Consider the following 21,496-nt stretch of genomic DNA (forward strand, 5'->3'; position numbering starts at 1 on the left):
TGAGGAATGCCGCATGACTTCATGCCAGGATTAGCGGGCGTGCCGGCCGCCAAGTCCTCGGTCAGCGACGTGGACGGGGAGCGGGGCGTCCTGGAATACCGGGGCATCAGGATCGAGGAGCTCTGCGAAAAGTCTTCGTTCCTCGAGACGGCCTTTCTCCTGCTCTTCGGACGGCTTCCGTCCCGGTCCGAGCTCGACCGTTTCACCGGCGACATCACCGGCCATCGGCGGATCAAGTACCGGCTCGTGGACCTCATCAAGTGCCTGCCTGAGCACGGGCACCCGATGGACGCTCTCCAGGCGGCCGTGGCAGCCCTGGGCATGTTCTACCCGGGCCGAAACGTGAAGGACATGGAGAACAATTACTGGTCCGCCGTCCGGCTCGTCGCCAAACTGCCCACGATCGTCGCGGCCTGTGCGCGGCTGCGCCGGGGCGACGATCAGATTCCGCCGCGGGACGACCTGGGCTTCTCGGAGAACTTCCTCTACATGCTGACCGAGAAAGCCCCGGAGCCGGTCGTCAGCCGGACGCTGGACGTCTGCCTGATCCTGCACGCGGAGCACACGATGAACGCCTCCACGTTCACGGGCTTGGTGACGGCCTCGACGCTGGCCGACCCCTACACGGTCGTGGCTTCCTCGATCGGGGCCTTGAAGGGCCCCCTGCACGGCGGGGCCAACGAGGAAGTGGTGCAGATGCTCAAGGAGATCGGTACGCCCGATCGCGTGCGCCCCTACCTGGAAGAAAAGCTCGGGAACAAGCAGAAGATCATGGGGCTGGGACACCGGGTCTACAAGGTCAAGGACCCGCGGGCCACGATCCTCCAGCGGCTCTGCGAGCGGCTGTTCAAGGCCTGCGGCACCTCTCCGCTCTATGAGGTCGCGCTGGAAGTGGAGCGGGTTTCCACGGAGCTGTTGAGGGAGAAGAAGACCTATCCGAACGTGGACTTTTACTCGGGGATCGTCTACGAGAAGATGGGCATCGAGGTGGACTTCTTCACGCCGATCTTCGCGATGGCGCGGGTCGCCGGCTGGCTGGCCCACTGGTTCGAGCAACTGCGGGAGAACAAGCTCTACCGGCCCGAGCAGATCTACGCGGGCGAGCACAACCGCCCCTACGTGCCCATCGACCGCCGCTGACGCTCGCCTTCCAGGCTCTATCCCGCCGGGTTGATCGAGAGAAAGATCGTGGCATTGCCGCGGCTGATGAGGAGCAGCACCGGGGCCTTGGGGGAGAGGCGCTCCGTCAGCCGCTCGAAGTCCTGCGCGGAGCGGACCGGCTTGCGGTTGATCTCCCGGATGATGTCCCCGGCCTGCAATCCGGCCCGTTCGGCCGGGCTGCCCGGCTCGATGTCCTTCACGACCGCGCCGGAGTCGCCGCGGGACCGGCCCTGCCGTCCGGGCCGGTCCGGGGCGTAGGTCTCCACGGTGACGCCGGCCAGGGCATGGTCACCCCGGCCGCCCTCGGAGCGGCCGCGCGAGGCCTTGGCCAGTTCCTTCGGCAGCTCGCCGATCGTGATCTTCACGTCGCGGACGGACTTCTCGCGCCACACCCGGAGCGTCACGGTCGCGCCGGGGGCGGTCTCCGCAATCAGTGAACGCAGGTGCGCCGGATCGTTGACCGCCGTCCCGTTGTAGGCGGTGATGATGTCCCCGCGCTCCAGTCCGGCCTTGGCCGCCGGACTGTCCTCCGTGACGTCGGCCACCAGCGCGCCCTTGGTGTCCGGCGCGCCGAACTCCTTGGCCAGATCCTGACTGACTTCCTGGATGGAGACCCCGATCCAGCCCCGCACGACCTTCCCGTGCTTGACGAGGCTGCTCATCACGTTCTTGACCATGTTGCTCGGGATGGCGAACCCGATCCCCATGTAGCCGCCGCTTCTGGTGAAGATCGCGGTGTTGATGCCGATGAGCTCCCCCCTGAGGTTCACCAGCGCTCCGCCGGAATTGCCGGGATTGATCGCGGCGTCGGTCTGGATGAAGTCCTCGTAATCGACGATACCCATGTTCGCGCGGCCCACCGCGCTGATGATGCCCATCGTGACCGTCTGGTTCAGGCCGAACGGGTTGCCGACCGCCAGCACCAATTCCCCGACCTGGAGTCGGGTGGAGTCGCCCCAGGCGAGGGTGGGGAGATCCGCGGCCTCGACTTTGATCACGGCCACGTCGGTCTTGGGATCGGTGCCCACCAGCTTCGCCTTGAGGCTCCGCTTGTCCGGCAGCAGCACCGTGATCTCGTCCGCCTGGTCCACGACGTGGTTGTTGGTCACGATGTAGCCGTCCGCGCTCACGATCACCCCGGAACCCATCCCCTGCTCCCGCCGCTCGCGCGGCGGCTGGAAGCGCCGCTCGAATTCCTCGCCGAAAAAGCGCCGGAAGAAGGGATCGTCGAAGAAGGGGCTGGGGATCGGCTCGGATTCAAGGCGGGTCTTGCGGACCGACGAGATGTTGACGACCGACGCCCGGGCCAGCTTGGCGACGGAGACGAACGTCTCGTTGGACGGAACGCTGCCGGCCGGCTGGGCCGAAACCGCTGGAGGGGCGGCCAGGGCCGCAGGGATGGCATCGGACCCCGGACCCTCCGAGCAATGGACCATGCCGGCGAGCAGGAGCAGGAATCCCAGGCGCATGCTCACATGCAACGCTTTTACCATCATCATTATTCAAGTTCCTCCGTTCGCAACCCAGGTTCTCACGGCGCGGGCGAACCGTCGCGGGCAGGACGCTCGGCCTCCGGCGGCATCTCAGGTAATTTCTTCCGGTCGAGAGTCAAGTGAGACGGAAGGCGGGAAGGAAAACTCCGGCGCGAAGGGGAACCGTCAACGCGGACGACGCATCTCTTCCCGCATCACGAGCTCCCAGACCAACTCGTCCGGGTCATGGCGCAGCACGTAGCGGTGCTCGTCGTCGGCCAGGACCTTGAAGACGCTGTGGCGCTCTGTGTACCAGCGCGCCACGACCGCCCGCACCCCGTATCGGACCCCCTCGTAGAGGAAGGAGCGTGGCGTCTCCTCGCCCTTGTACCCGGCATAGGCCTCGACGACCACGTTCCCCCCGCCGGACGCTCCTGCTGCCGAGCCGATGGACTGCCTCGTCATGAGCGAACGATATCGCGAGCCGGCAGGCCTGTCAACGGCCGGACGGGGCAAGATCGGGAGACTTGTCCGGCACCGGGCAAAGGGCTAAGATCGAGCCGGCGGTCAAGGCGGTCATCCCACCGAGTCGCCGAAAGGAGGCCCCCATGCCCATCTATGTCAGTCTGGTCAAATTCACCGAGCACGGCATTTCGACGATGAAGCAGCAGGGGATCGCCCGGTCGGAGGGGGTCCAGAAGAACATCGAATCACTCGGGGGCCGACTGTTGGACGCCTACTACTGCCTCGGCGACTACGACGTCGTGGCCATCCTGGAATTTCCCAACAACCGGGCGGCCATGAAAGCGGCCGTGCTGAACTCGGCGATGGGCCACATCAGAATCACCACGATGCCGGCCGTCTCGCGCGGCGAGTGGCGCGAATTGCTCCGGGAAGTCTGGTCCGGCAAGTCGAAACGGACCTGACCGCCCCCGATCGGCCCTCGTCCGGCCGTTCAGTCTCACCGGCAGAGCGGGCTCCAGACTTGAAGGTCCGCGCGCCGGCCGGCCAGTCAATCCTTTTGACAATCCAACGAGTTGTATGCTAGATTCGCCGGACTTTTGGGCCGCCAACGGCTCACAATTGGCGCGGTGGCAGCGCCTATCACGGAGTGGCGGAATGGCCTCATCGGGCAGTCAGCGGTCTCATGTCGTCCTCGTCGTCGGGTCCGGCCCGGCCGGGATGTCCGTCGCCAACCTCATGTCCAAAGCCGGCCACGAGGTGATCATCCTGAACCGGGACATCAAATTCGGCGGGCTGGCGGAATACGGCATCTTCCCGAACAAGCTGAAGCTGCGCGGCGGGCTGCGGAAGACTTACTGGGAAATCATCGAGCGGCCCAACGTCCATTATTTCGGGAACGTCTCGGTCGGTCGGGGCAAGGACCTGACCCTGGACGACCTTCGAAGCCTCGGGGCGAGCGCGCTGGTGTTCGCCACCGGCGCCCAGGGCACCAAGACCATCGGCGTGGAGGGAGACACGGCCGTCGGGGTCTACCATGCCAAGGACCTGGTCTATCACTTCAACCGCCTGCCCGGATTCGCCCAGCGTCCGTTCGACATGGGCGAGCGGGTGGCCATCATCGGCGTCGGCGACGTCATGGTGGACATCGCCCATTGGCTCATCCGCTACAAGCAGGTGGGGGAGGTCACGGCGATCGCCAGGCGCGGACCGGCGGAGCGGAAGTACAACCCGAAGGAGATCCGCGCCGTCTGCGCGAACATTGACCGGGACGCCCTGGCCAAGGAGTTGGCCCGCATCCGGCCCAGGCTGGAAGCAATCGGGCAGAACCCGGACGAGATCCTCAAGGCCATGCTCGACGAGTTCACGAAGTGCGAGCCGCTGCAGAGCCGGACCAGGATGGGCTTCCGGTTCCTGGCCTCTCCGCGGCGCGTGCTGACCGACGGCCACAACCGGGTGCGCGCCCTGGAGATCGAGGAGAACGGGCTGGAACCGAAGGGCCAGGACTTCTCCGCGGTCGGGCTCAAGCAGTTCTACGAGTTCCCGTGCGACAGCGTGGTGTTTGCGGTCGGAGACAAGGTGGACGAATCGCTGGGGCTCCCATACAAGAACGGCTCGTTCCTGACGAACCCCGCACGCACGACCAACGAGCCGGACGACGCCCTGTTCCAGGCCTACGACGAGGCCTCGGGCAAGATCGTCGAGGGCGTCTTCCTCGCCGGCTGGGCGCGGAAGGCCAGCGAGGGGCTCGTGGGCGTGGCCAAGCGGGACGGGGAATGGTGCGCCGAGGTCGTGAGCCGCCATCTGGAAACCCAGACGCCCAGAGACCGGTCGGCGATCGACGGCCTCCTGCACCGGCTCCGCCGGACGCTGGAGGAGCGCGGCGTCCAGGTCATCGACGCCGGAGGGCTCCGGGCCCTGGAGGAAGCGGAAAAGGCCTACGGGCCGACGGCCGACTGCATCGGCGAGTTCAAGTTCGCCTCCAACCAGGAGATGCTCGCCCAGATCCAGCGGCGGCGCGAGACGTCCAAAGCCACGGCGGCGCGCTAGCCCCGTGCCTCAGCCGTCCCCCCACTTCAGCTTCCGCCGCAGGACTTCGTAGTAGGTCCGGTCCGGGAATCGGATGAGGCGGGTCCGGTGCTCGGAGACCCGGATCGTCACCGTATCGCCCTGCGTCATGGCGACCCCCACCTGCCCGTCGAACGTCGTCATCGCCCCTTCGTCCTCGCTCAACAGCGTCACCTCCAGCGACGCGCCGCTCGGGATCAACAGGGGACGGTGGGTCAGGGTGTGCGGGCAGATCGGAGTCAGGATCAGGGCCTGGATCGACGGAGCCGCGATGGGACCGCCGGCCGACAGCGAATAGGCCGTTGAGCCGGTCGGCGTCGAAACGATCAGTCCGTCCCCCCGCAGTCTGGTGACGAGCTGCCCGTCGATCGCGATTTGAACCTCGATCATCCGCGCCAACGTCCCCTTGCTGATCACCACGTCGTTGAGGACCGTCGCCTGGGCGACGTGTTCCCCGTGACGGTGCAGCTGGGACCGGAGCATCAGCCGGTCGTCGAGCAAGAACTCCTGCGCGAAGACCTTCTCGAGCGCCGGGTAGAGCTGCTCGACGCTGGCCTCGGTCAAAAACCCCAACCCCCCCATGTTCACGCCCAGAATCGGCACCCCCCGCTCTTCGACCAGCCGCGCGGCGTTCAGCATGGTCCCGTCGCCTCCCAGCACCACGACCATGTCGGCCAGCGTGGCGATCTGGGTCTTCTTGAAGGTCGCAGGCTCTCCGATGAGCGCGGCGGTGGATCCGTCGAGCACGACCTCCTTGCGTCGCTCCCGCAGCCACGCCACGAGGTCTTTCAGGATGTGCTTGACGTCCGGGAACTTGGGTTTGGTCAGGATCCCGATCGTTTTCATGGACGACGACGCATGGGGGCCGCGCAAGCTCCGATGAACGACGGTGCGAGGCGGGAACAGCGACGAGAGAAAAACGGTGGCGGATTGTATCGGGAGGCCCCGGCCCTTGTCAACGAACGGCGCCTAACGGCGCGCATTGGGAGCGGTCGGGCACCATGTCCCCGCTCGTCCGAAAAAACCGTCCGGGCAGAGACGGTTGGACGCCATCCGCGTTCCTTCCAGGTCTTGACAGCGAAAGTACCCCCCTATAGAATTACGACAGTTTTTCCGACAGTTCTCTTGGATTCCGAGCGAGCCGGACCTCTCACGCGTCACGAGCAAAAGGAGGAGGGATGTTCGAACGATTCACGGACAAGGGTCGCAAGATCATCATCCTGGCCAGAGAGGAGGCGGAACGCCACCAGAACGACTATCTGGGCACGGAGCACTTGGTCTTGGCGATTCTCCGCGAAACGGACGGGATCGCCCTGATGATCCTCAAGAAGATGGGGCTGTCCACCGAGCAGATCCGGCTCGAGATCGAGCGGAACCTGCCGAGCGGCGGCACCACGATGACGTTCGGAGAGATTCCGTTCAGCCCGCGCGTGAAAAAAGTCATCGAGTACGGCGTCGAGGAGGCGCGCCTGCTCGGTCACAACCATATCGGCAGCGAGCACCTGCTGCTCGGTCTGCTGCGGGAAGAGGAGGGAATCGGCGGGAAGATCCTGCGGAGCCTGGGGGCCAACCTGCTGACGGCCCGCCAGCTGACCGTGACCTTCCTGCGCAAATCCGCGCCGCGCGAGCGCGACCGCAAGAGCAACACGCCGGCGCTCGACGAATTCGGCCGGGACCTCACGCAGCTCGCCCAGGACGGCCAGCTCGATCCGGTGATCGGACGCACCGACGAGATCGAGCGGGTCCTCCAGATATTGAGCCGGCGGACCAAGAACAACCCGGTGCTGATCGGCGAATCGGGCGTGGGGAAGACCGCCATCGTCGAAGGCCTGGCCCAGCGGATCGTCCAATCCGAAGTGCCGGACAATCTCCTCAACCGCCGCGTCATTGCGCTGGACCTCGGCTCCCTGGTGGCGGGCACCAAGTACCGCGGCCAGTTCGAGGAGCGGCTCAAAGTCGTCATGAAGGAGATCGTCCAGGCGGGAAACATCATCATCTTCATCGACGAGCTGCACACGCTCGTCGGCGCCGGCGCGGCGGAGGGCTCGATCGACGCCTCCAACATGCTCAAGCCGGCCCTGTCCCGCGGCGAGATTCAGTGCATCGGAGCCACGACGCTGGACGAGTACCGGAAGCACATCGAGAAAGACGGGGCGCTCAAGCGGCGCTTCCAGCCCATCTACGTCCAGCCGCCGAACATCGAGGAGACGATTCGGATCATCCAGGGCCTTCGGGACCGGTACGAGGAGCACCACGGGGTCGAGATCACGGAGGAAGCCATCGCGGAGGCGGTCAAGCTCTCCGACCGGTACATCACCGACCGGTTCCTGCCCGACAAGGCCATCGACCTGATCGACGAGACCGGGTCGCGGGCCAAGCTGCAGACCTACGCACTGCCGCCGGAGCTGAAGGCGCTGGAGCAGGAGCTCAAGAAGGTCGCCCGCGAGAAGGAGATGGCCATTTCGCTCCAAAACTTCGAGGAGGCCGTCAAATACCGGGAGGAAGAAGAGCGGCTGCGGAAGCTTCTGGAGGAGTCCAAGCGCGAGTGGAAAAAGAGCCAGGAAAAGCGCCGGCCGATCATCTCCAAGGAAGACGTGGCCTACGTCGTGTCCAAGATGACGGGCATCCCGCTCTTCAAACTGGAAGAGGAGGAGTCCCACAAGCTCCTGCACATGGAAGAGTTCCTCCACAAGCGGATCGTGGGGCAGGAAGAGGCGATCTCGGCGGTCTGCCGCGCCATCCGGCGGTCCCGGGCCGGGCTCAAGGAGACCAAGAAGCCGATCGGCTCGTTCATCTTCCTGGGGCCCACCGGCGTGGGCAAGACCGAGTTGGCCCGAGCGCTGGCGGAGTTCCTTTTCAACTCCGAGGATGCGCTCGTGCGGATCGACATGTCCGAGTACCAGGAAAAGTTCACGAGCTCGCGCCTGTTCGGAGCCCCTCCCGGCTACGTGGGCTACGAGGAGGGCGGCCAGCTGACCGAGAAGGTGCGCCGGCGCCCCTACTCCGTGGTGCTGTTCGACGAGATCGAGAAGGCCCATCCGGACATCTTCAACGTCCTGTTGCAGGTCCTGGACGACGGGGTCCTGACCGACAGCCTGGGCCGGAAGGTGGACTTCAAGAACACGGTCGTGATCATGACCTCGAACCTGGGCACGAAGCTGATCCAGAAGGGCGTCTCGCTCGGCTTCCAGCAAGCCGAGGCCGAGCAGAACCGCCGGATCAAGGACGAGGTCCTGGCGGAGCTGCGCCGGTCTTTCAGCCCGGAGTTCCTGAACCGGATCGACGAGGTCGTGGTCTTCCACCAGTTGGAGAAGGATCACATCCTTCGCATCATCGACATCCTGGTCAAGGAATTGAACGACCGTCTGCTGGAGCGCGGCGTCCAGTTGGAGATCGGCGAGGACGTCAAGCACTGGCTGATCAAGGAAGGGTATCAGCCGCTGTACGGGGCCAGGCCGATGCGCCGGGCGATCCAGAAGAACATCGGCGACCCGCTCTCGGAAGAGTTGATCAAGGGCCGCTTCAAAGACATCCGGAAGGTCCGCGTCGTGTTGCGGGACGACCAGCCGGCCTTCGTGGAAGAGGAGGCGCTGGCGGAGGTTTGAGGACGGGGCACCACTCGGACCGCCCGCGCATGCCCGGACACGGTCGATCACGGTCTGCCGCAGTCGAACGACCCTCGCGGGGCCCTGCCTGCGAGGGTCGTCCTGTCTCTGCAGGATTTTTCCGTGCCATCAATTGAAGGGGGCACGCCGATGAGCCTGCCCGGCCCGACAGTCCTGGGGCTCGAGACCTCGTGCGACGAAACCGCCGCCGCCGTCGTGCTCGGGGACGGCCGGATCGCCGCCAGCGTCCTCGCTTCGCAGCACGACGTGCACGGACGGTACGGAGGCATCGTGCCGGAGCTGGCGGCCCGCCGGCACGTTGAGACGGTCGAGGCCATCGCAGCCGAAGCCATGAGGCGGGCCGGGGCCGGGTGGACGGACCTGCAGGCGGTGGCCGTCACCAGCGGCCCCGGTCTGGCCGGGGCGCTGCTGGTGGGCGTGAGCTTCGGCAAGGCTCTGGCCTACGCGCTCAAGGTTCCGCTCGTGGCCGTCAACCATCTGGAGGGGCACGTCGCCTCGGCCTGGATCGAGCAGCCGGATTTCCCGACTCCCGCCGTCGTGCTGATCGCGTCGGGCGGGCATACGCACCTGTATCTGGTCCGGCCGGACCACTCGCTCGAGCTGCTCGGGCGCACGCTGGACGACGCGGCCGGCGAGGCGTTCGACAAGGCCGCCAAGATGTTGGGATTGGGCTATCCGGGAGGGCCGGCCATTGATCGAGTAGCTCAATCCGGCGATCCCGGTGCGATCCGGTTCCCGCGCCCCTACTTGACGCCCGGATCCTTGGACTTCAGCTTCAGCGGGCTCAAGACCTCGCTCCTGTACCGCCTCAGAGACCTGGACCGGGCTGGCCGTCCCAGGCCGGTGGCGGACCTGGCGGCCGGATTCCAGGAAGCCATCGTGGACGTGCTGGTGGAAAAGGCGTTCCGCGCGGTGCGGCGCCTGCGGATCAAGGCCCTGGCCGTGGTCGGTGGGGTTTCCGCCAACTCCAGGCTCCGCGCGCGACTCGAAGACCGGGCCGCAGCATGGGGAGTCACGCTGGCGCTCCCGCCCTTGGCCTACTGCACCGACAACGCCGCCATGATCGCCGCCGCCGGACGAAGGGCCTGCCTGCAAGGCCGGTTTGCCCCGTGGGACCTGGAAGCCGCTCCCGAGCTTCCCTTGTCCGAGACTCCGGCGGCCAAGCCGCGAGGGACCATCGCAACGGTTTGCTGACCGAGCGAAAGGGGACCGTCAGATTCCAACTGTCCACGGCAACACGAACGGCTTGAAAGCCAGCCAGCTCCTGAGACTGGAGCACCTGTACCGGCGGCGTGTGCCAGTCGACCGGGTCATTACCCCCGAGCTGGCTCGCGCCTGCACGGAACTGTCTCACGAGATTCGCTGCCAGATCGGGCTGCTGATCACGAGACGGGGGACCATCGAACAGGTCATCGTCGGAAACGCGAAGGAGCTCGTCATCTCCGACCTTTCCCGTTTCCGCCTCGGGCGGCGCCTGCTCCGCGGCATCCGGCTGGTCCACACCCATCTCCACAACGAGCCCCTCAGCCAGGACGACCTGACCGACCTGGCCCTGCTCCGTCTCGATCTGATCGCCGCGATCGGGGTCGGCCCCCAGGGGTTGCCGGCCGACCTGCACCTGGCCCACCTGTTGCCGCCCAACCCCCAGGGCCGCCTGTGCGAAACCCTGGCGCCCCGTCCCTTCCACTCCTTTCATCTCGAGTGCGACAAGTTCGTGGAGGCCCTGGAGGAAGAGCTGGCCCGGGAGCGGGCCGCTCATCCGGTGAAGGACGGACAGGAGTCCGCAATCCTGGTCAGCGCCTCGAGGGAATCCAAAGCTGGTCAAGAAGAACGGCTGGAGGAGCTGGCCGACTTGGTCCGGTCCGATGGGCTCACCGTGCTGGAGACCGTGGCTCAACGGACCCAGGAACCCCACCCCAAGTATCTGCTCGGGAGCGGGAAGCTCAAGGATGTCGTCATCAAGGCTCTGCACCGGGGCGCCGACCTGCTGATCTTCGACCAGGACCTCACCCCGGCCCAGGTTCGAGCCATCGCGGAAGTGACCGAGATGAAGGTCATCGACCGAACCCAGTTGATCCTGGATATCTTCGCCAGCCGGGCCCACAGCCGGGAGGGAAAAGTCCAGGTCGAGCTGGCTCAGCTCCGGTATCTCCTGCCCCGCCTGTCTGGTCGGAGCACGGCCCTGTCGAGGCTGGGGGGCGGCATCGGGGGGAGGGGTCCCGGGGAAACGAAACTGGAGACGGATCGGCGCCGCGTGCGGGACCGTATCGCGCATCTGGAGCGGGAGCTCGCCAACCTGGCCCGCCACCGGGACCAGCGGAGGGCCAGACGGTGTCGCCACCTGCTTCCCATCATTTCGATCGTGGGGTACACCAACGCGGGCAAGTCCACCCTGCTGAACACGCTGACCGAGAGCCACGTGCCGGCCCAGGACCGCCCGTTCGAGACCCTCGATACCTCCAGCCGCCGGCTGCGCTTCCCCCAGAATCGCGACGTGATCATCACGGACACGGTCGGTTTCATTCGCGACTTGCCCAAAGCGCTCGTGGGCGCGTTCCGCACCACGCTGGAGGAGCTGCGCGACGCCGATCTGCTCCTGCACCTGGTGGACGCCAACTCGCGCGACCTCGAGATGCAGATGAACGCGGTGGAGACGATCCTCTCCGATCTGGACCTCGGGGGAATTCCGAGACTCCTGGTCTTCAACAAGTGCGACCGGCTCGTGCCGGAGGAGGCGGAGTCCCTCTGCCGCCGGCACGGCGCCATCGGGATTTCGGCCCTGGCTCCCTCCACCTTGCTCCCGCTGGTCGCGGCGCTGGATCGGACCATCACCGAAGTACGGGCGTCCTCTTCCGCCGGCGAGGACCACGGCATCGGGATCGCCCAGCCTGTGGCTGGCGCGACCGTGGCCCCATGAGCCGGCGTGCGAGCGGCAACCCCGCGAGCCAACCGGACGCCGCGGCCAAGCGCCGGGCCGGCCGCATTCTCGCGGCCCTGGCACGGTCGATCCCGACGCCGCGAGTCGAGCTGAACCACCGGAGCCCCCTCGAGATGCTGATCGCCACGATCCTCTCGGCCCAGTGCACGGACCAGCGCGTGAACCAGGTCACCCCGGCCCTGTTCCGCCGCTACAGACTCGCGGCCGATTACGCCTCGGCCGACCAGGCCGAGCTGGAGGCCTTGATCCGGACGACGGGCTTTTACAAGAGCAAGGCCCGGAGCATCCTCGGATGCTGCCGGGCGCTGGTCGAGCGGTTCGGCGGCGAGGTCCCGCGCACCATGGAAGAGCTCGTGACGCTGCCCGGCGTGGGACGCAAGACCGCCAACGTCATTTTGGGCGCCTGCTTCGGCCAGCCGGCCGTCGTCGTGGACACCCACGTCAAGCGGGTGGCGCAGAGGCTGGGGTTCACCGCCAATGAGGATCCTGACAAGATCGAAGAGGACCTGCAGCGGCTGGTCCCGCGCGGCTCGTGGACGAACGGATCGCAGCGGCTGCTGCTGCACGGCCGGTACGTGTGCTTGGCCAGGAAGCCGCAGTGCGACGCGTGCGCCGTGTACCGGGACTGCGATTGGGAGGGGAAGCGCCGACGATGATCAGGAGCATGACGGGATACGGGCGACGCGAGGCCGCCTGGGCCGGCGGATCGGTGATCGTGGAACTGCGGGCGGTGAACCATCGTTTTTGCGAGGTCGTGGCCCGCCTGCCGAAGTCGTTGGTCCCTCTGGAGGACGAGTTCAAGCGCGAGATTCAGAAGCACTGTCAGCGCGGACGGATCGAGCTGACCGTCTCGCTCGGCGGCGGCAGGGAAGGGGAAAAGGCGCCGAGTCTTGACCAGCCTCTCGCAAGGCAGTACTATCGTCTCCTCCGCGAGTTGCAGAAGGAACTGCGCCTCCCCGGCGTCATCGATGTCGGCCTGCTGGCTGGCTTCCGAGACATCGTGAGCGTTTCCGACCTGCCGACCCGGGACCGGACGCTGTACCGAACCGCGAAGCGCCTCCTGGCCGGCGCGTTGAAGGACCTTGGCGCCATGCGGCGGCGGGAAGGGGAGGCCCTGGCTCGGGACTTGAAAGGGCGCCTCGGGTCGGTTCGGGACCTGGTCGCACTCATCGAGGCGCGGGCTCCGGCGGTCGTGCAGGAGCACTTCGATCGGATGAAGGCCAGGGTCGAGAAGCTGATCGAACCGGGGCAGGTGGATCAGGGTCGGCTCCATCAGGAGCTCGCCCTGTTTGCCGACCGGTGCGACGTGTCCGAGGAGCTCGCCCGGTTGGGCTCGCACTTCGCCCAATTCGGCTCGGCGATCGGGAGTCGGGAGCCGGTCGGGCGGACTCTGGATTTTCTTCTCCAGGAGATGGGCCGCGAGATCAATACGATCGGCTCCAAAGCCAACGACGCCGAGATTTCGTCCCAGGTGGTGCGCCTGAAGAGCGAGATGGAGAAGCTCAAGGAACAGGTGCAAAACGTCGAATAACCTCTTGACGGATCATTCTTTCATGCCTAAAGAACCTTTGGATCGTCGCGGTCTCCTCTTCGTCGTCTCGGCGCCCTCCGGCGCCGGCAAGACGACGCTCTGCAAGGAGCTGGTTTCGCAGGTGCCCGGCCTCCGCCATTCGATTTCCTGCACCACGAGAAAGCCCCGGCCCGGCGAGGTGCACGGGCGCGAGTACTTCTTCGTCGAGGAACGGGTGTTTCAAGAGATGATCCAGCGGAACGAGTTCGCCGAATGGGCGCCCGTGTACGGCCACCTGTACGGCACCCCCAGGCAGGCGCTCGCCGACATGATGGAGCAAGGCCTCGACGTGCTGCTGGAGATCGACGCCCAAGGGGCGATGCAGATCAAGAAGCGGTTCGAGGACGCGGTCTACATCTACATCCTGCCGCCGTCGATCGAGGTCCTGCGGGCCAGGCTCCAGCAGCGCGGCGGCGACTCGCCGGAGGAGATCCAGCGCCGGCTCCAGAAGGTCCGCGAGGAGGTGTGGAACTATCGGGAGTACGCCTACATCGTCAGGAACGACGACCTCAAGCGGGCCCTGAAGGAGCTCGAGTCCATCGTCACCGCGGAGCGCATCCGGACCAAGCGTCTCAACATCGCCTGGCTGGAGGAGAACTTCCTCCTGGACCGGGGCCAGGCGTCCCAGGAGCCACCGGAATCCGTCACCACGCAAAGGAGAGCAGGCGCCCATGATTGACATGCTGTCGCTGTTGCCAGAAAACATTCACGAGCGGTTCGATTCACGCCACCGACTGGTGCTCGCCGCCTCGCAGCGGGCCAAGCACCTGATGCAGGGCGCCAAGCCGGTCGCGCCGGCCCGGTTCACGAAGGCCACCACCATCGCCCTCGAGGAGGTCCTGCACGGTCACATCGAGTTCCTGATCGGCAAGGAAGCCAGACAGGCGCTGAAGGAAGCCAAACGGAGCAAGGAAGGTGAAGTCGAACGGGCGACCATAACGGAATCCAGCGAGGACGCCCGCGAGATCAAGAAGGAGCTGAGCGTCTACGTGGACGACTCAGCCAAGGCCGAGGAGCCGGAGAGCGAAGAGTAAACGTGCCTTCCGTCCCGACACCGCGGTTCACGGGAAAACGGGTGCTGCTCGGCGTCTGCGGCAGCATCGCGGCCTACAAGGGCGTGGGACTGCTCCGGACGCTCGTGCAGGAGGGGGCGGACGTCTCCGTGGTCATGACCGAGGCGGCCACGAAGTTCGTGACCCCGCTCACCTTCGAGGTCCTGTCCGGGCGTCCCGTCGCCACCGATCTGTTCGGCGCCCATCAGGAGATGCTCCACCTGACCCTGCCGGAGCAGGCCGACGCCGTGCTCGTCGCACCGGCGACGGCCAACCTGCTGGCCAAATGCGCCCTCGGGCTGGCGGACGATCTGCTGAGCACCGCTCTGCTGAACGCTCCCGGCCCGCTGATCCTGGCGCCGGCCATGGACGGGGACATGTGGCGGCATCCGGCGGTCCAGGCCCACGTACGCACGCTGCGGGAGAGGGGCGTGACCGTGTTGGAGCCGGAGGAGGGGCCGCTCGCTTCCGGGCGGATCGGACAAGGCCGGCTGCCGGAGGAGCCGGTCATCCTCTCGGCGCTGGAACGGGTCCTCAGACCGTCGTTCGACTGGATCGGCCAGAGAGTCCTGGTTTCGGCCGGCCCGACGCAGGAGGCGCTCGATCCCGTCCGGTTCATCTCCAACCGCTCCTCCGGCAAGATGGGCTACGCGATCGCCCAGGCGGCCCGTGAGCGGGGTGCAGAGGTCGTGCTCGTCAGCGGCCCCACGGCGCTTCAGACTCCACGCGGCGCGGAGCTCGTCTCCGTCACGACGGCCGAGGAAATGGAAAAGGCCTTGACCGCCAGGCTGGGCTGGGCCACCGTCGTCGTCATGGCCGCGGCGGTGGCGGACTTTCGGCCCAAGCGGCCGGCGCCCCACAAGCTCAAGAAGGACAGCCTGGCCTGGCAACGATTCGAGTTGGAGCAGACTCCCGACATCCTGGAGGTCCTGGCCCGTCGCCGGACCGGCCAGATCCTGGTCGGATTCGCCGCCGAGACCGGTGACGTGCTGGCTCATGCGAAGGGCAAGCTCGCGCGCAAGGGTCTGGATCTGATCGTCGGCAACGACGTCTCGGCCGAAGGGTCTGGATTCGGCGCCGACACGAACGCCGCCGTGCTGATCGACCGGCACGGCCGCGTCACGGAGCTGCCCCTCATGCCCAAGCGCGCCCTGGCCGATCGCATCCTGGACGCCGTCCGCGCCCTGAGCCTTCTCCCTAGGGGCAAGACCCCGAACGCCGGGTGACCGAACGTCCTGTCCAGTATTTACTCCCTATCAGGAGCCTGTTAGAATAGCCGCTCATTTCGGGCTGACGGTTCCCACGAAAGGCGTGATGCACCGCATCCTCGTCCTCCACGGGCCCAACTTGAACCTGCTCGGCCAGCGCGAGCAGGCGATCTACGGCAACACGTCGTTGAAGGCCATCAACGCCGCGCTCGAAAAGCTGGCCGAGGAGGAGAAGGTCCGGGTCGAGATCCACCAATCCAACCAGGAGGGAGAGCTGGTCACCTGGATCCAGGAGGCCCGGAACCGGTTCGACGCCATCCTGATCAACCCGGCGGGCTTCACTCACACGAGCGTCGCCATCCGGGACGCGATCGCCGCGGTCGGGCTTCCGACCGTGGAAGTGCACCTGAGCAACATCTACAAACGAGAGGAATTCCGGCATCATTCGTACATCGCCGGAGTCGCGCTGGGGCAAATTTCGGGATTCGGTCCGACCGGGTACCTGCTGGGCCTGAGAGCCGCGATCGAGCACGTACGATCCACCAAGGCCGCCGGCATCCGGTAGCCTCTTGTATCACCGAAACGGAAGGAGAAGAACCAGTGTCCGTAATTTCGACGGCGGATTTTCGCAACGGGGTCCGGCTGAAGATCGACGGGGCTCCCTATTACATCGTCGAGTTCCAGCACGTGAAGCCCGGGAAGGGCGGGGCGTTCGTCCGCACCAAGCTCAAGAACTATAAGACCGGCAACGTCATCGACAAGACGTTCCGTTCCGGGGAGAAGTTCGACGAGCCGGATCTGGAAGAGCGTGAGATGCAGTTCTTGTACGCGTCCGGCGATTCCTACACGTTCATGGACACCGAGACCTTCGAGCAGTTCACGTACGACAAGAAGCAGCTCGGCGAGAACGCGGACCTCTTGAAAGAGAACATGGTGGCCAAGATCCTGATTTACGAGCACCAGCCGATCGCGGTGGAGCTGCCGATCTTCATCGAGCTGAAGGTCGTCGACGCGGAGCCGGGCGTGCGCGGCGACACGGCGTCCGGCGGGACCAAGCCGGCCGTGGTCGAGACCGGCGCGGTCATCAAGGTTCCGCTCTACCTGGAAGTCGGCGAGACCATCAAGATCGACACCAGGACCCGGGAATACGTGGAGCGCGTGCGGTGAAGCGACCCCGGAATCGTCCACGAAACGGAGCCAGCCGTCCGGCCGTGAAGCCCGCCTCCGTCCCCAAGCCGCCGGGCGCCGGCACCGACGGCCTGACCGGCCGGGAGCGCACGGACATCCTCGAGCTGGTCGAGTTGCTGAAGCAGCACGACCTGGCGGAGCTGGAGTTCGAGCGGGGAGGGTTCCGCGTCCGCCTGAGGCGGGACGCCGGCCACGTTCCCCATGCGCCCCAGCCCCGGGAGATCACCGTCTCGGTCGGGCCGGAGGTCCAGCCCGAGAACCCGGCCCTGCCGGCCGCCGGCCACCAGGCCGGATTGGTCACCGTCACTTCTCCCATCGTAGGCACCTTCTACCGATCCCCGTCTCCGGACGCCGATCCCTACGTCGAGGAAGGGGACCTGGTGAAGAAGGGGCAGGTGCTGTGCATCGTGGAGGCGATGAAGCTGATGAACGAGATCGAGTCCGAGGCGGACGGCCGGATCGTCAAGATCCTGGCCGAGAGCACCAAGCCCGTCGAGTACGGGCAGCCGCTGTTCCTCATCGATCCCGCCCACGCCTCCTGACGGAACCCCCTGGAACCGCCCGTGTTCAAAAAGATTCTCATTGCCAATCGTGGGGAGATCGCGTTACGGATCATCCGGGCCTGCAAGGAGCTCGGGATCAAGACCGTCGCGATCCACTCCGACGTGGACGCCAACGCCCTGCACGTCCGCGCCGCGGACGAGCATGTCTGCGTGGGGCCGGCCGACGCCGCGCTCAGCTACCGGAACATCCCCAACGTCCTCAGCGCCGCCGAGGTCACCGGCGCCGACGCCATCCACCCCGGCTACGGGTTCCTGGCCGAGAACGCCCACTTCGCGGAGGTCTGCGAATCCATCGGGATCAAGTTCGTCGGCCCGACCTCCGAGAACATCGCGGCGGTGGGGGACAAGGCGAAAGCCCGGGAGATCATGGCCAGCCGGGGGCTGCCCGTGCTGCCCGGCAGCCCGGGAGAGCTGCGGAACGAGAACGACGCGCTCGAGGCGGCCCGCAAGATCGGCTTCCCCGTCATCATCAAGGCCTCGGCCGGCGGGGGAGGACGGGGGATGCGGGTGGTCAACAAGGAGGAGGAGCTGGTCCGGGCGTTCCAGACCGCCCAGGCGGAGGCCAAGGCCACCTTCGGCCACGAGGGGGTCTACCTGGAGCGGTACTTCCTGGAGCCGCGCCACATCGAAGTCCAGGTGCTGGCCGACGAGAAGGGCCGGGCGGTTTTCCTCGGCGAGCGGGACTGTTCGATCCAGCGCCGCTACCAGAAACTGGTCGAGGAGACCCCCTCGCCGGTCGTGGACGAACGGTTGCGGCGGGAGATGGGGCGGGTGGCGGTGGACGCGGTCCGCGCCACCCATTACCGCAACGCCGGAACGGTGGAGTTCTTGCTGGACAAGGACCACAACTTCTACTTCATGGAGGTCAACGCCCGGATCCAGGTCGAGCATCCGGTCACGGAAATGGTCACGGGGATCGACCTGATCAAGGAGCAGATCCGGATCGCCGCCGGACAGTCCCTGTCCTTCCGGCAGCAGGACATCCGCATGACGGGTCACAGTTTCGAATGCCGGATCAACGCGGAATGTCCGGAGAGGTTCACCCCCTGTCCTGGGCAGGTGACCCGCTATCATCCGCCAGGCGGGTTCGGCGTGCGGGTCGACTCGGCAGTCGAATCCAACTTCCAGGTGGTGCCCCATTACGACTCGATGATCGCCAAGCTGATCACCCACGGACAGACCAGGGAGGAGGCACTGGCCCGGATGCGGCGCGCCCTCGACGAATTCGTCATCGAGGGGATCAAGACGACGATCCCGCTCCACCGACGCATCTTCAACGATCCCGAGTTCCAAAAGGGCCGGATCTCGACCGGTTTCCTCGAGCGGTTCATCGCCAACCATTCGGCCGGCAGCCAGGGTTGAGGCCGGTGTCCCGCGAGCCGGACAGGCCCCAGCTCAACGGCCTGTACGTCATTCTGGATCAGTCGGCCTCTCGCGGTCGCTCCCTCATGGAGGTCCTGCACGAGGCCGCCTCGGCCGGCGCCAGGCTCTTCCAGTACCGAGACAAGACTTCATCTCCGGTCGAGGTTTACCGTCAGGCGCTCAGCCTGCGCGAGGCCTCACGGGACCTCGGCGTCACCTTCCTGGTCAACGATCGTTGCGACCTGGCCCTGGCGGTGGACGCGGACGGGGTGCACCTGGGACAGGACGACCTGCCGCTCGCCAGAGCCAGGCAGATCATGGGGCCGGGAAAGCTCATCGGCATCTCCACCCATCGGCCGGAAGACGTGCGGGAGGCGACGGCGGGGGGAGCGGACTATCTGGGGTTCGGCCCGATTTTCCAGCCAGGCTCGAAGCCAGACCACGAACCGGTGGTCGGCATCAACGGGTTGCGGCGGGTTCGCCCTCTCACCCGGCTCCCGATCTTCGCGATCGGAGGCATCATGGCGGAGTCGGTGGAAGACCTGCGGCAAGCTGGTGCGGACGGGGTCGCGGTCATTTCTGCGGTCCTGGGGGCTCCGGACGTTGCCGCGGCGGTTCGGGCCTTTACGGCGCGCCTGCGGTAACCAGGTCGGCCAGCTCGCGGATCGCGTCCGTCTCGCCCAGCCTGGCCAGGGCTCCCTCCCACTCCTCCCCGACCGCCGCATCGTAATCCAACGGGCCGACGACCGGAACTTCGCCGAGTTCCCTGAGCAAGGCCGAGGTCGAGTCCGTCTGGAGGCTCCCGCCCGGCTCGTCGGGCCTCCGCCTCGGTTGGTTCAGAAACAGCGCGAGGGCCGGAATGCGGACCCGGCGCAAGGCTTCGATCGTCAGCCGCGCATGGTTCACCCCGCCGAGCTCGGCCCGGCCGACGACCACAGCGGGGAGCCCAAGCCTTGCGATCAGATCCCGCACGTCGAATCCCGGTGCGATCGGCACGTGCACGCCGCCAATCCCCTCGACAAGCAGGAAGGCGTGGCGGCTGGCCAACTCATGGAAGGCCGCCACGATCCGGTCCACCACGATCGCGACGCCAGCCCTCCTGGCCGCGGCCAGCGGGGCGAGCGGCGCAGCCAGCCGATAGGGGCTGATCAACTCGAGCGGGTCCGCGACGCCGGCGCTCCTTTTCAGGCGGACTCCGTCCGAGCGGTCCGCAAGCCCGTCGTTCACGCCGGTCTCAATCGGCTTCATCACGCCGACCCCGAGTCCCCGCATTTTCAGGGTCCGGGCCAGGGCGGCGGTGACGACGGTCTTCCCGACGGCGGTATCCGTCCCGGTGATGAAGACGCCCTTCCTCTGCTCGGCGTTCAGCATGGCCACAGAATGCGGCTGTCGCAATTCCACACCTGTCCGGAAGTGTCGCGCGCCAAAGCCAGATGAAAGACCGTCTGCGCCACGGCGTCCAGATCCGTCAACCGCCCCAGGACATGCTCGCCGACTCCGGATGCTCCCGGATCGTCCGGCAAGGAGGTCCCGGCCAGTTCGGTTCGCTGCCAGCCGGGGCAGATCGCGTTGACCCGGACGTTCGACCGGCCCCACTCCCGGGCGGCGGTCCTGGCCAGTCCCAAGAGTCCGGCTTTCGACGCGGCATAGGCCGCCTGACCCGCTTGCCCCTGAAAGGCCGAAAAGGACGTGACCACAACCACGGCTCCGTCCCGCTGCCGCGCCATGACGGGACCGGCGGCGCGGAGGCAATGGAAGGTTCCGGTCAGGTTGATCTCGATGAGCGACGCCCACTGCTCGGCGCTCATCCGCAGCACCAAGGCGTCGGACGCCTGGCCCGCGTTACAGACCAGCACGTCCAGCCGCTCCCATCGTTCCACGAACTCCTTCACGATCCGTTCGACCTGCCGTCCGTCCCGGATGTCCGCACGGCACAGGAGGGATTCCCCGCCGCGATCCTTGACGAGACCCGCCGTACGTTCCGCCTCCTCCCGCCGTTGGTGGTAGTGGACCCCCACCTTCCAGCCGGCCTGGGCGAACGTCAGGCAGACGGCGCGGCCGATTCCGCCGGACCCGCCGGTCACCAGGGCGGCGGGACGACGGGGCGGGGAGGGGGCCGGCGCCTGCTCGGCATCGGAAGAAAATCGTGGGGTCTTGGGCATGGAACTGTCGCGCATTATCGGAATTCCGCTCGGTAAAGACAAGCCTGAGGCGGCGACTTGGTGAGGCTTCCTCCCTTGCCGGCCTTCGAGTCGTTGTGTTACGGTGGCGCGGACATCGCGAGCAGGAAGGGGGATATGCGGCATCATCGGGTTTGGCTTCACGTCTGGCTCACGCTGGGGGGAATTCTGGTTCCCCTGGCGGCGACGGCCTTCCCGGCCGGAGCCCAGCCCCAACCGGAGACGATCTCGCAGGCCGAGGCCTACTTTCCCGACACGATCGGCAGCCGGTGGAAGTACCGGGGACAGGTCACCGAAGGCCCGCTCCAAAAGATCGAGACCAAGGGCTTCGTGAACGTGTCCACCGTCAAGAGGGTCGAGACCTTCAAGGGCGTGACGGTCAAGGTCTTCCACGACACGAATCCGGGCAACCACGGCCCCTCCGACAGCTACTACCGGCGGGATGCGGTCGGCATCGTCTATTACGGCTCCCAGCCGGGTACGCCGCTCGAGAAGCAGCTCGTGCCGTACCAGATCGTCCGATTCCCCCTGGTAATCCCCTCCTCCTTCCAGCAGTTCGACCGGAAGGGCTTGAACCTGGGCTCCGATCTGGACGGCGACGACAAGGACGAGTTGGTGGACGTGGACGCCTCGGTGAGCGTCATCGG

The 21,496-nt window shown here is 66.4% G+C and carries 21 protein-coding genes; 16 read left to right on the forward strand and 5 right to left on the reverse strand.

Translation table 11 applies throughout. The annotated features are described in order from the left end of the window. Positions 1-21: 21 nt before the first annotated feature. Positions 22-1,140, forward strand: coding sequence for a citrate synthase (locus AB1411_08075; protein ID MEW6543554.1), 1,119 nt, complete (start codon positions 22-24; stop codon positions 1,138-1,140). Positions 1,141-1,157: 17 nt separating this feature from the next. Here AB1411_08075 and AB1411_08080 read toward each other — a convergent pair whose 3' ends face one another. Then, on the reverse strand, positions 1,158-2,630 hold the full coding sequence (locus AB1411_08080) for a DegQ family serine endoprotease (protein ID MEW6543555.1): 1,473 nt from the start codon (positions 2,628-2,630) through the stop codon (positions 1,158-1,160). A gap of 189 nt (positions 2,631-2,819) precedes the next feature. Further along, positions 2,820-3,098, reverse strand: a complete 279-nt coding sequence (locus AB1411_08085) for a hypothetical protein (protein MEW6543556.1) — start codon at positions 3,096-3,098, stop codon at positions 2,820-2,822. A gap of 143 nt (positions 3,099-3,241) precedes the next feature. On the opposite strand from AB1411_08085, the gene AB1411_08090 reads away from it, so the two are divergent. Beyond that, a complete protein-coding gene (locus AB1411_08090; protein ID MEW6543557.1) occupies positions 3,242-3,559 on the forward strand; it encodes a GYD domain-containing protein in 318 nt (105 codons plus the stop codon). Between the two features lie 193 nt (positions 3,560-3,752). Beyond that, on the forward strand, positions 3,753-5,144 hold the full coding sequence (locus AB1411_08095) for an FAD-dependent oxidoreductase (protein ID MEW6543558.1): 1,392 nt from the start codon (positions 3,753-3,755) through the stop codon (positions 5,142-5,144). A 9-nt stretch (positions 5,145-5,153) separates the two neighbouring features. On the opposite strand, the gene AB1411_08100 is transcribed toward AB1411_08095, so the two are convergent. Further along, complete coding sequence (locus AB1411_08100) at positions 5,154-6,008, reverse strand: NAD(+)/NADH kinase (protein MEW6543559.1); 855 nt, start codon at positions 6,006-6,008, stop codon at positions 5,154-5,156. A 332-nt stretch (positions 6,009-6,340) separates the two neighbouring features. Here AB1411_08100 and AB1411_08105 point away from each other — a divergent pair, with 332 nt between their 5' ends. The 13 genes from AB1411_08105 (at position 6,341) to thiE (ending at position 19,313) form a co-directional block, all read left to right on the forward strand. Then, the gene (locus tag AB1411_08105) at positions 6,341-8,767 is read left to right on the forward strand and encodes an ATP-dependent Clp protease ATP-binding subunit (GenBank protein ID MEW6543560.1); all 2,427 of its coding nucleotides are present in this window, start codon (positions 6,341-6,343) and stop codon (positions 8,765-8,767) included. Between the two features lie 150 nt (positions 8,768-8,917). Beyond that, complete coding sequence (gene tsaD, locus AB1411_08110; protein ID MEW6543561.1) at positions 8,918-9,982, forward strand: tRNA (adenosine(37)-N6)-threonylcarbamoyltransferase complex transferase subunit TsaD; 1,065 nt, start codon at positions 8,918-8,920, stop codon at positions 9,980-9,982. A 52-nt stretch (positions 9,983-10,034) separates the two neighbouring features. After that, positions 10,035-11,705: a GTPase HflX gene (gene hflX / locus AB1411_08115; GenBank protein MEW6543562.1), complete on the forward strand. Its 1,671-nt coding sequence runs from the start codon at positions 10,035-10,037 to the stop codon at positions 11,703-11,705. Continuing rightward, entirely contained in the window at positions 11,702-12,382 is a 681-nt protein-coding gene (gene nth, locus AB1411_08120) for an endonuclease III (GenBank protein MEW6543563.1), read from the forward strand. The genes hflX and nth overlap by 4 nt, the downstream gene beginning before the upstream one ends. An 8-nt stretch (positions 12,383-12,390) precedes the next feature. Further along, positions 12,391-13,257 (forward strand): YicC/YloC family endoribonuclease, encoded by an 867-nt coding sequence (locus AB1411_08125; protein ID MEW6543564.1) that lies wholly within the window; start codon positions 12,391-12,393, stop codon positions 13,255-13,257. A 37-nt stretch (positions 13,258-13,294) separates the two neighbouring features. Next, entirely contained in the window at positions 13,295-13,975 is a 681-nt protein-coding gene (gene gmk, locus AB1411_08130; GenBank protein ID MEW6543565.1) for a guanylate kinase, read from the forward strand. After that, complete coding sequence (rpoZ, locus tag AB1411_08135) at positions 13,968-14,330, forward strand: DNA-directed RNA polymerase subunit omega (protein MEW6543566.1); 363 nt, start codon at positions 13,968-13,970, stop codon at positions 14,328-14,330. Before gmk ends, rpoZ begins: the two co-directional genes overlap by 8 nt. A 2-nt stretch (positions 14,331-14,332) precedes the next feature. Next, positions 14,333-15,574: a bifunctional phosphopantothenoylcysteine decarboxylase/phosphopantothenate--cysteine ligase CoaBC gene (gene coaBC, locus AB1411_08140; protein MEW6543567.1), complete on the forward strand. Its 1,242-nt coding sequence runs from the start codon at positions 14,333-14,335 to the stop codon at positions 15,572-15,574. Positions 15,575-15,662: 88 nt separating this feature from the next. Next, positions 15,663-16,121 (forward strand): type II 3-dehydroquinate dehydratase, encoded by a 459-nt coding sequence (aroQ, locus tag AB1411_08145; GenBank protein MEW6543568.1) that lies wholly within the window; start codon positions 15,663-15,665, stop codon positions 16,119-16,121. Positions 16,122-16,156: 35 nt separating this feature from the next. Continuing rightward, positions 16,157-16,723, forward strand: coding sequence for an elongation factor P (gene efp, locus AB1411_08150; protein ID MEW6543569.1), 567 nt, complete (start codon positions 16,157-16,159; stop codon positions 16,721-16,723). Then, positions 16,720-17,286, forward strand: a complete 567-nt coding sequence (gene accB, locus AB1411_08155; protein MEW6543570.1) for an acetyl-CoA carboxylase biotin carboxyl carrier protein — start codon at positions 16,720-16,722, stop codon at positions 17,284-17,286. The genes efp and accB overlap by 4 nt, the downstream gene beginning before the upstream one ends. A gap of 21 nt (positions 17,287-17,307) precedes the next feature. Then, a complete protein-coding gene (accC, locus tag AB1411_08160; GenBank protein ID MEW6543571.1) occupies positions 17,308-18,669 on the forward strand; it encodes an acetyl-CoA carboxylase biotin carboxylase subunit in 1,362 nt (453 codons plus the stop codon). After that, the gene (gene thiE, locus AB1411_08165; protein MEW6543572.1) at positions 18,666-19,313 is read left to right on the forward strand and encodes a thiamine phosphate synthase; all 648 of its coding nucleotides are present in this window, start codon (positions 18,666-18,668) and stop codon (positions 19,311-19,313) included. The genes accC and thiE overlap by 4 nt, the downstream gene beginning before the upstream one ends. On the opposite strand, the gene bioD is transcribed toward thiE, so the two are convergent. Beyond that, positions 19,294-20,040, reverse strand: a complete 747-nt coding sequence (gene bioD / locus AB1411_08170; protein MEW6543573.1) for a dethiobiotin synthase — start codon at positions 20,038-20,040, stop codon at positions 19,294-19,296. The genes thiE and bioD overlap by 20 nt on opposite strands. Beyond that, the gene (locus tag AB1411_08175; GenBank protein MEW6543574.1) at positions 20,034-20,831 is read right to left on the reverse strand and encodes an SDR family oxidoreductase; all 798 of its coding nucleotides are present in this window, start codon (positions 20,829-20,831) and stop codon (positions 20,034-20,036) included. The genes bioD and AB1411_08175 overlap by 7 nt, the downstream gene beginning before the upstream one ends. Positions 20,832-21,496 lie beyond the last annotated feature (665 nt).

The sequence above is a fragment of the Nitrospirota bacterium genome, from assembly GCA_040757595.1.
Taxonomy (GTDB): Bacteria; Nitrospirota; Nitrospiria; order Nitrospirales; family Nitrospiraceae; genus JBFLWP01.

Excerpts from the sequence above, each read along its gene's own strand:
- aroQ (MEW6543568.1), top strand. The coding sequence starts at position 15,663 with ATGCACCGCATCCTCGTCCTCCACGGGCCCAACTTGAACCTGCTCGGC.
- rpoZ (MEW6543566.1), top strand. The coding sequence starts at position 13,968 with ATGATTGACATGCTGTCGCTGTTGCCAGAAAACATTCACGAGCGGTTC.
- AB1411_08080 (MEW6543555.1), bottom strand. The coding sequence starts at position 2,630 with ATGCGCCTGGGATTCCTGCTCCTGCTCGCCGGCATGGTCCATTGCTCG.
- AB1411_08175 (MEW6543574.1), bottom strand. The coding sequence starts at position 20,831 with ATGCCCAAGACCCCACGATTTTCTTCCGATGCCGAGCAGGCGCCGGCC.
- AB1411_08090 (MEW6543557.1), top strand. The coding sequence starts at position 3,242 with ATGCCCATCTATGTCAGTCTGGTCAAATTCACCGAGCACGGCATTTCG.
- tsaD (MEW6543561.1), top strand. The coding sequence starts at position 8,918 with ATGAGCCTGCCCGGCCCGACAGTCCTGGGGCTCGAGACCTCGTGCGAC.
- nth (MEW6543563.1), top strand. The coding sequence starts at position 11,702 with ATGAGCCGGCGTGCGAGCGGCAACCCCGCGAGCCAACCGGACGCCGCG.
- AB1411_08075 (MEW6543554.1), top strand. The coding sequence starts at position 22 with ATGCCAGGATTAGCGGGCGTGCCGGCCGCCAAGTCCTCGGTCAGCGAC.
- AB1411_08085 (MEW6543556.1), bottom strand. The coding sequence starts at position 3,098 with ATGACGAGGCAGTCCATCGGCTCGGCAGCAGGAGCGTCCGGCGGGGGG.
- AB1411_08105 (MEW6543560.1), top strand. The coding sequence starts at position 6,341 with ATGTTCGAACGATTCACGGACAAGGGTCGCAAGATCATCATCCTGGCC.
- AB1411_08100 (MEW6543559.1), bottom strand. The coding sequence starts at position 6,008 with ATGAAAACGATCGGGATCCTGACCAAACCCAAGTTCCCGGACGTCAAG.
- AB1411_08125 (MEW6543564.1), top strand. The coding sequence starts at position 12,391 with ATGACGGGATACGGGCGACGCGAGGCCGCCTGGGCCGGCGGATCGGTG.
- AB1411_08095 (MEW6543558.1), top strand. The coding sequence starts at position 3,753 with ATGGCCTCATCGGGCAGTCAGCGGTCTCATGTCGTCCTCGTCGTCGGG.
- bioD (MEW6543573.1), bottom strand. The coding sequence starts at position 20,040 with ATGCTGAACGCCGAGCAGAGGAAGGGCGTCTTCATCACCGGGACGGAT.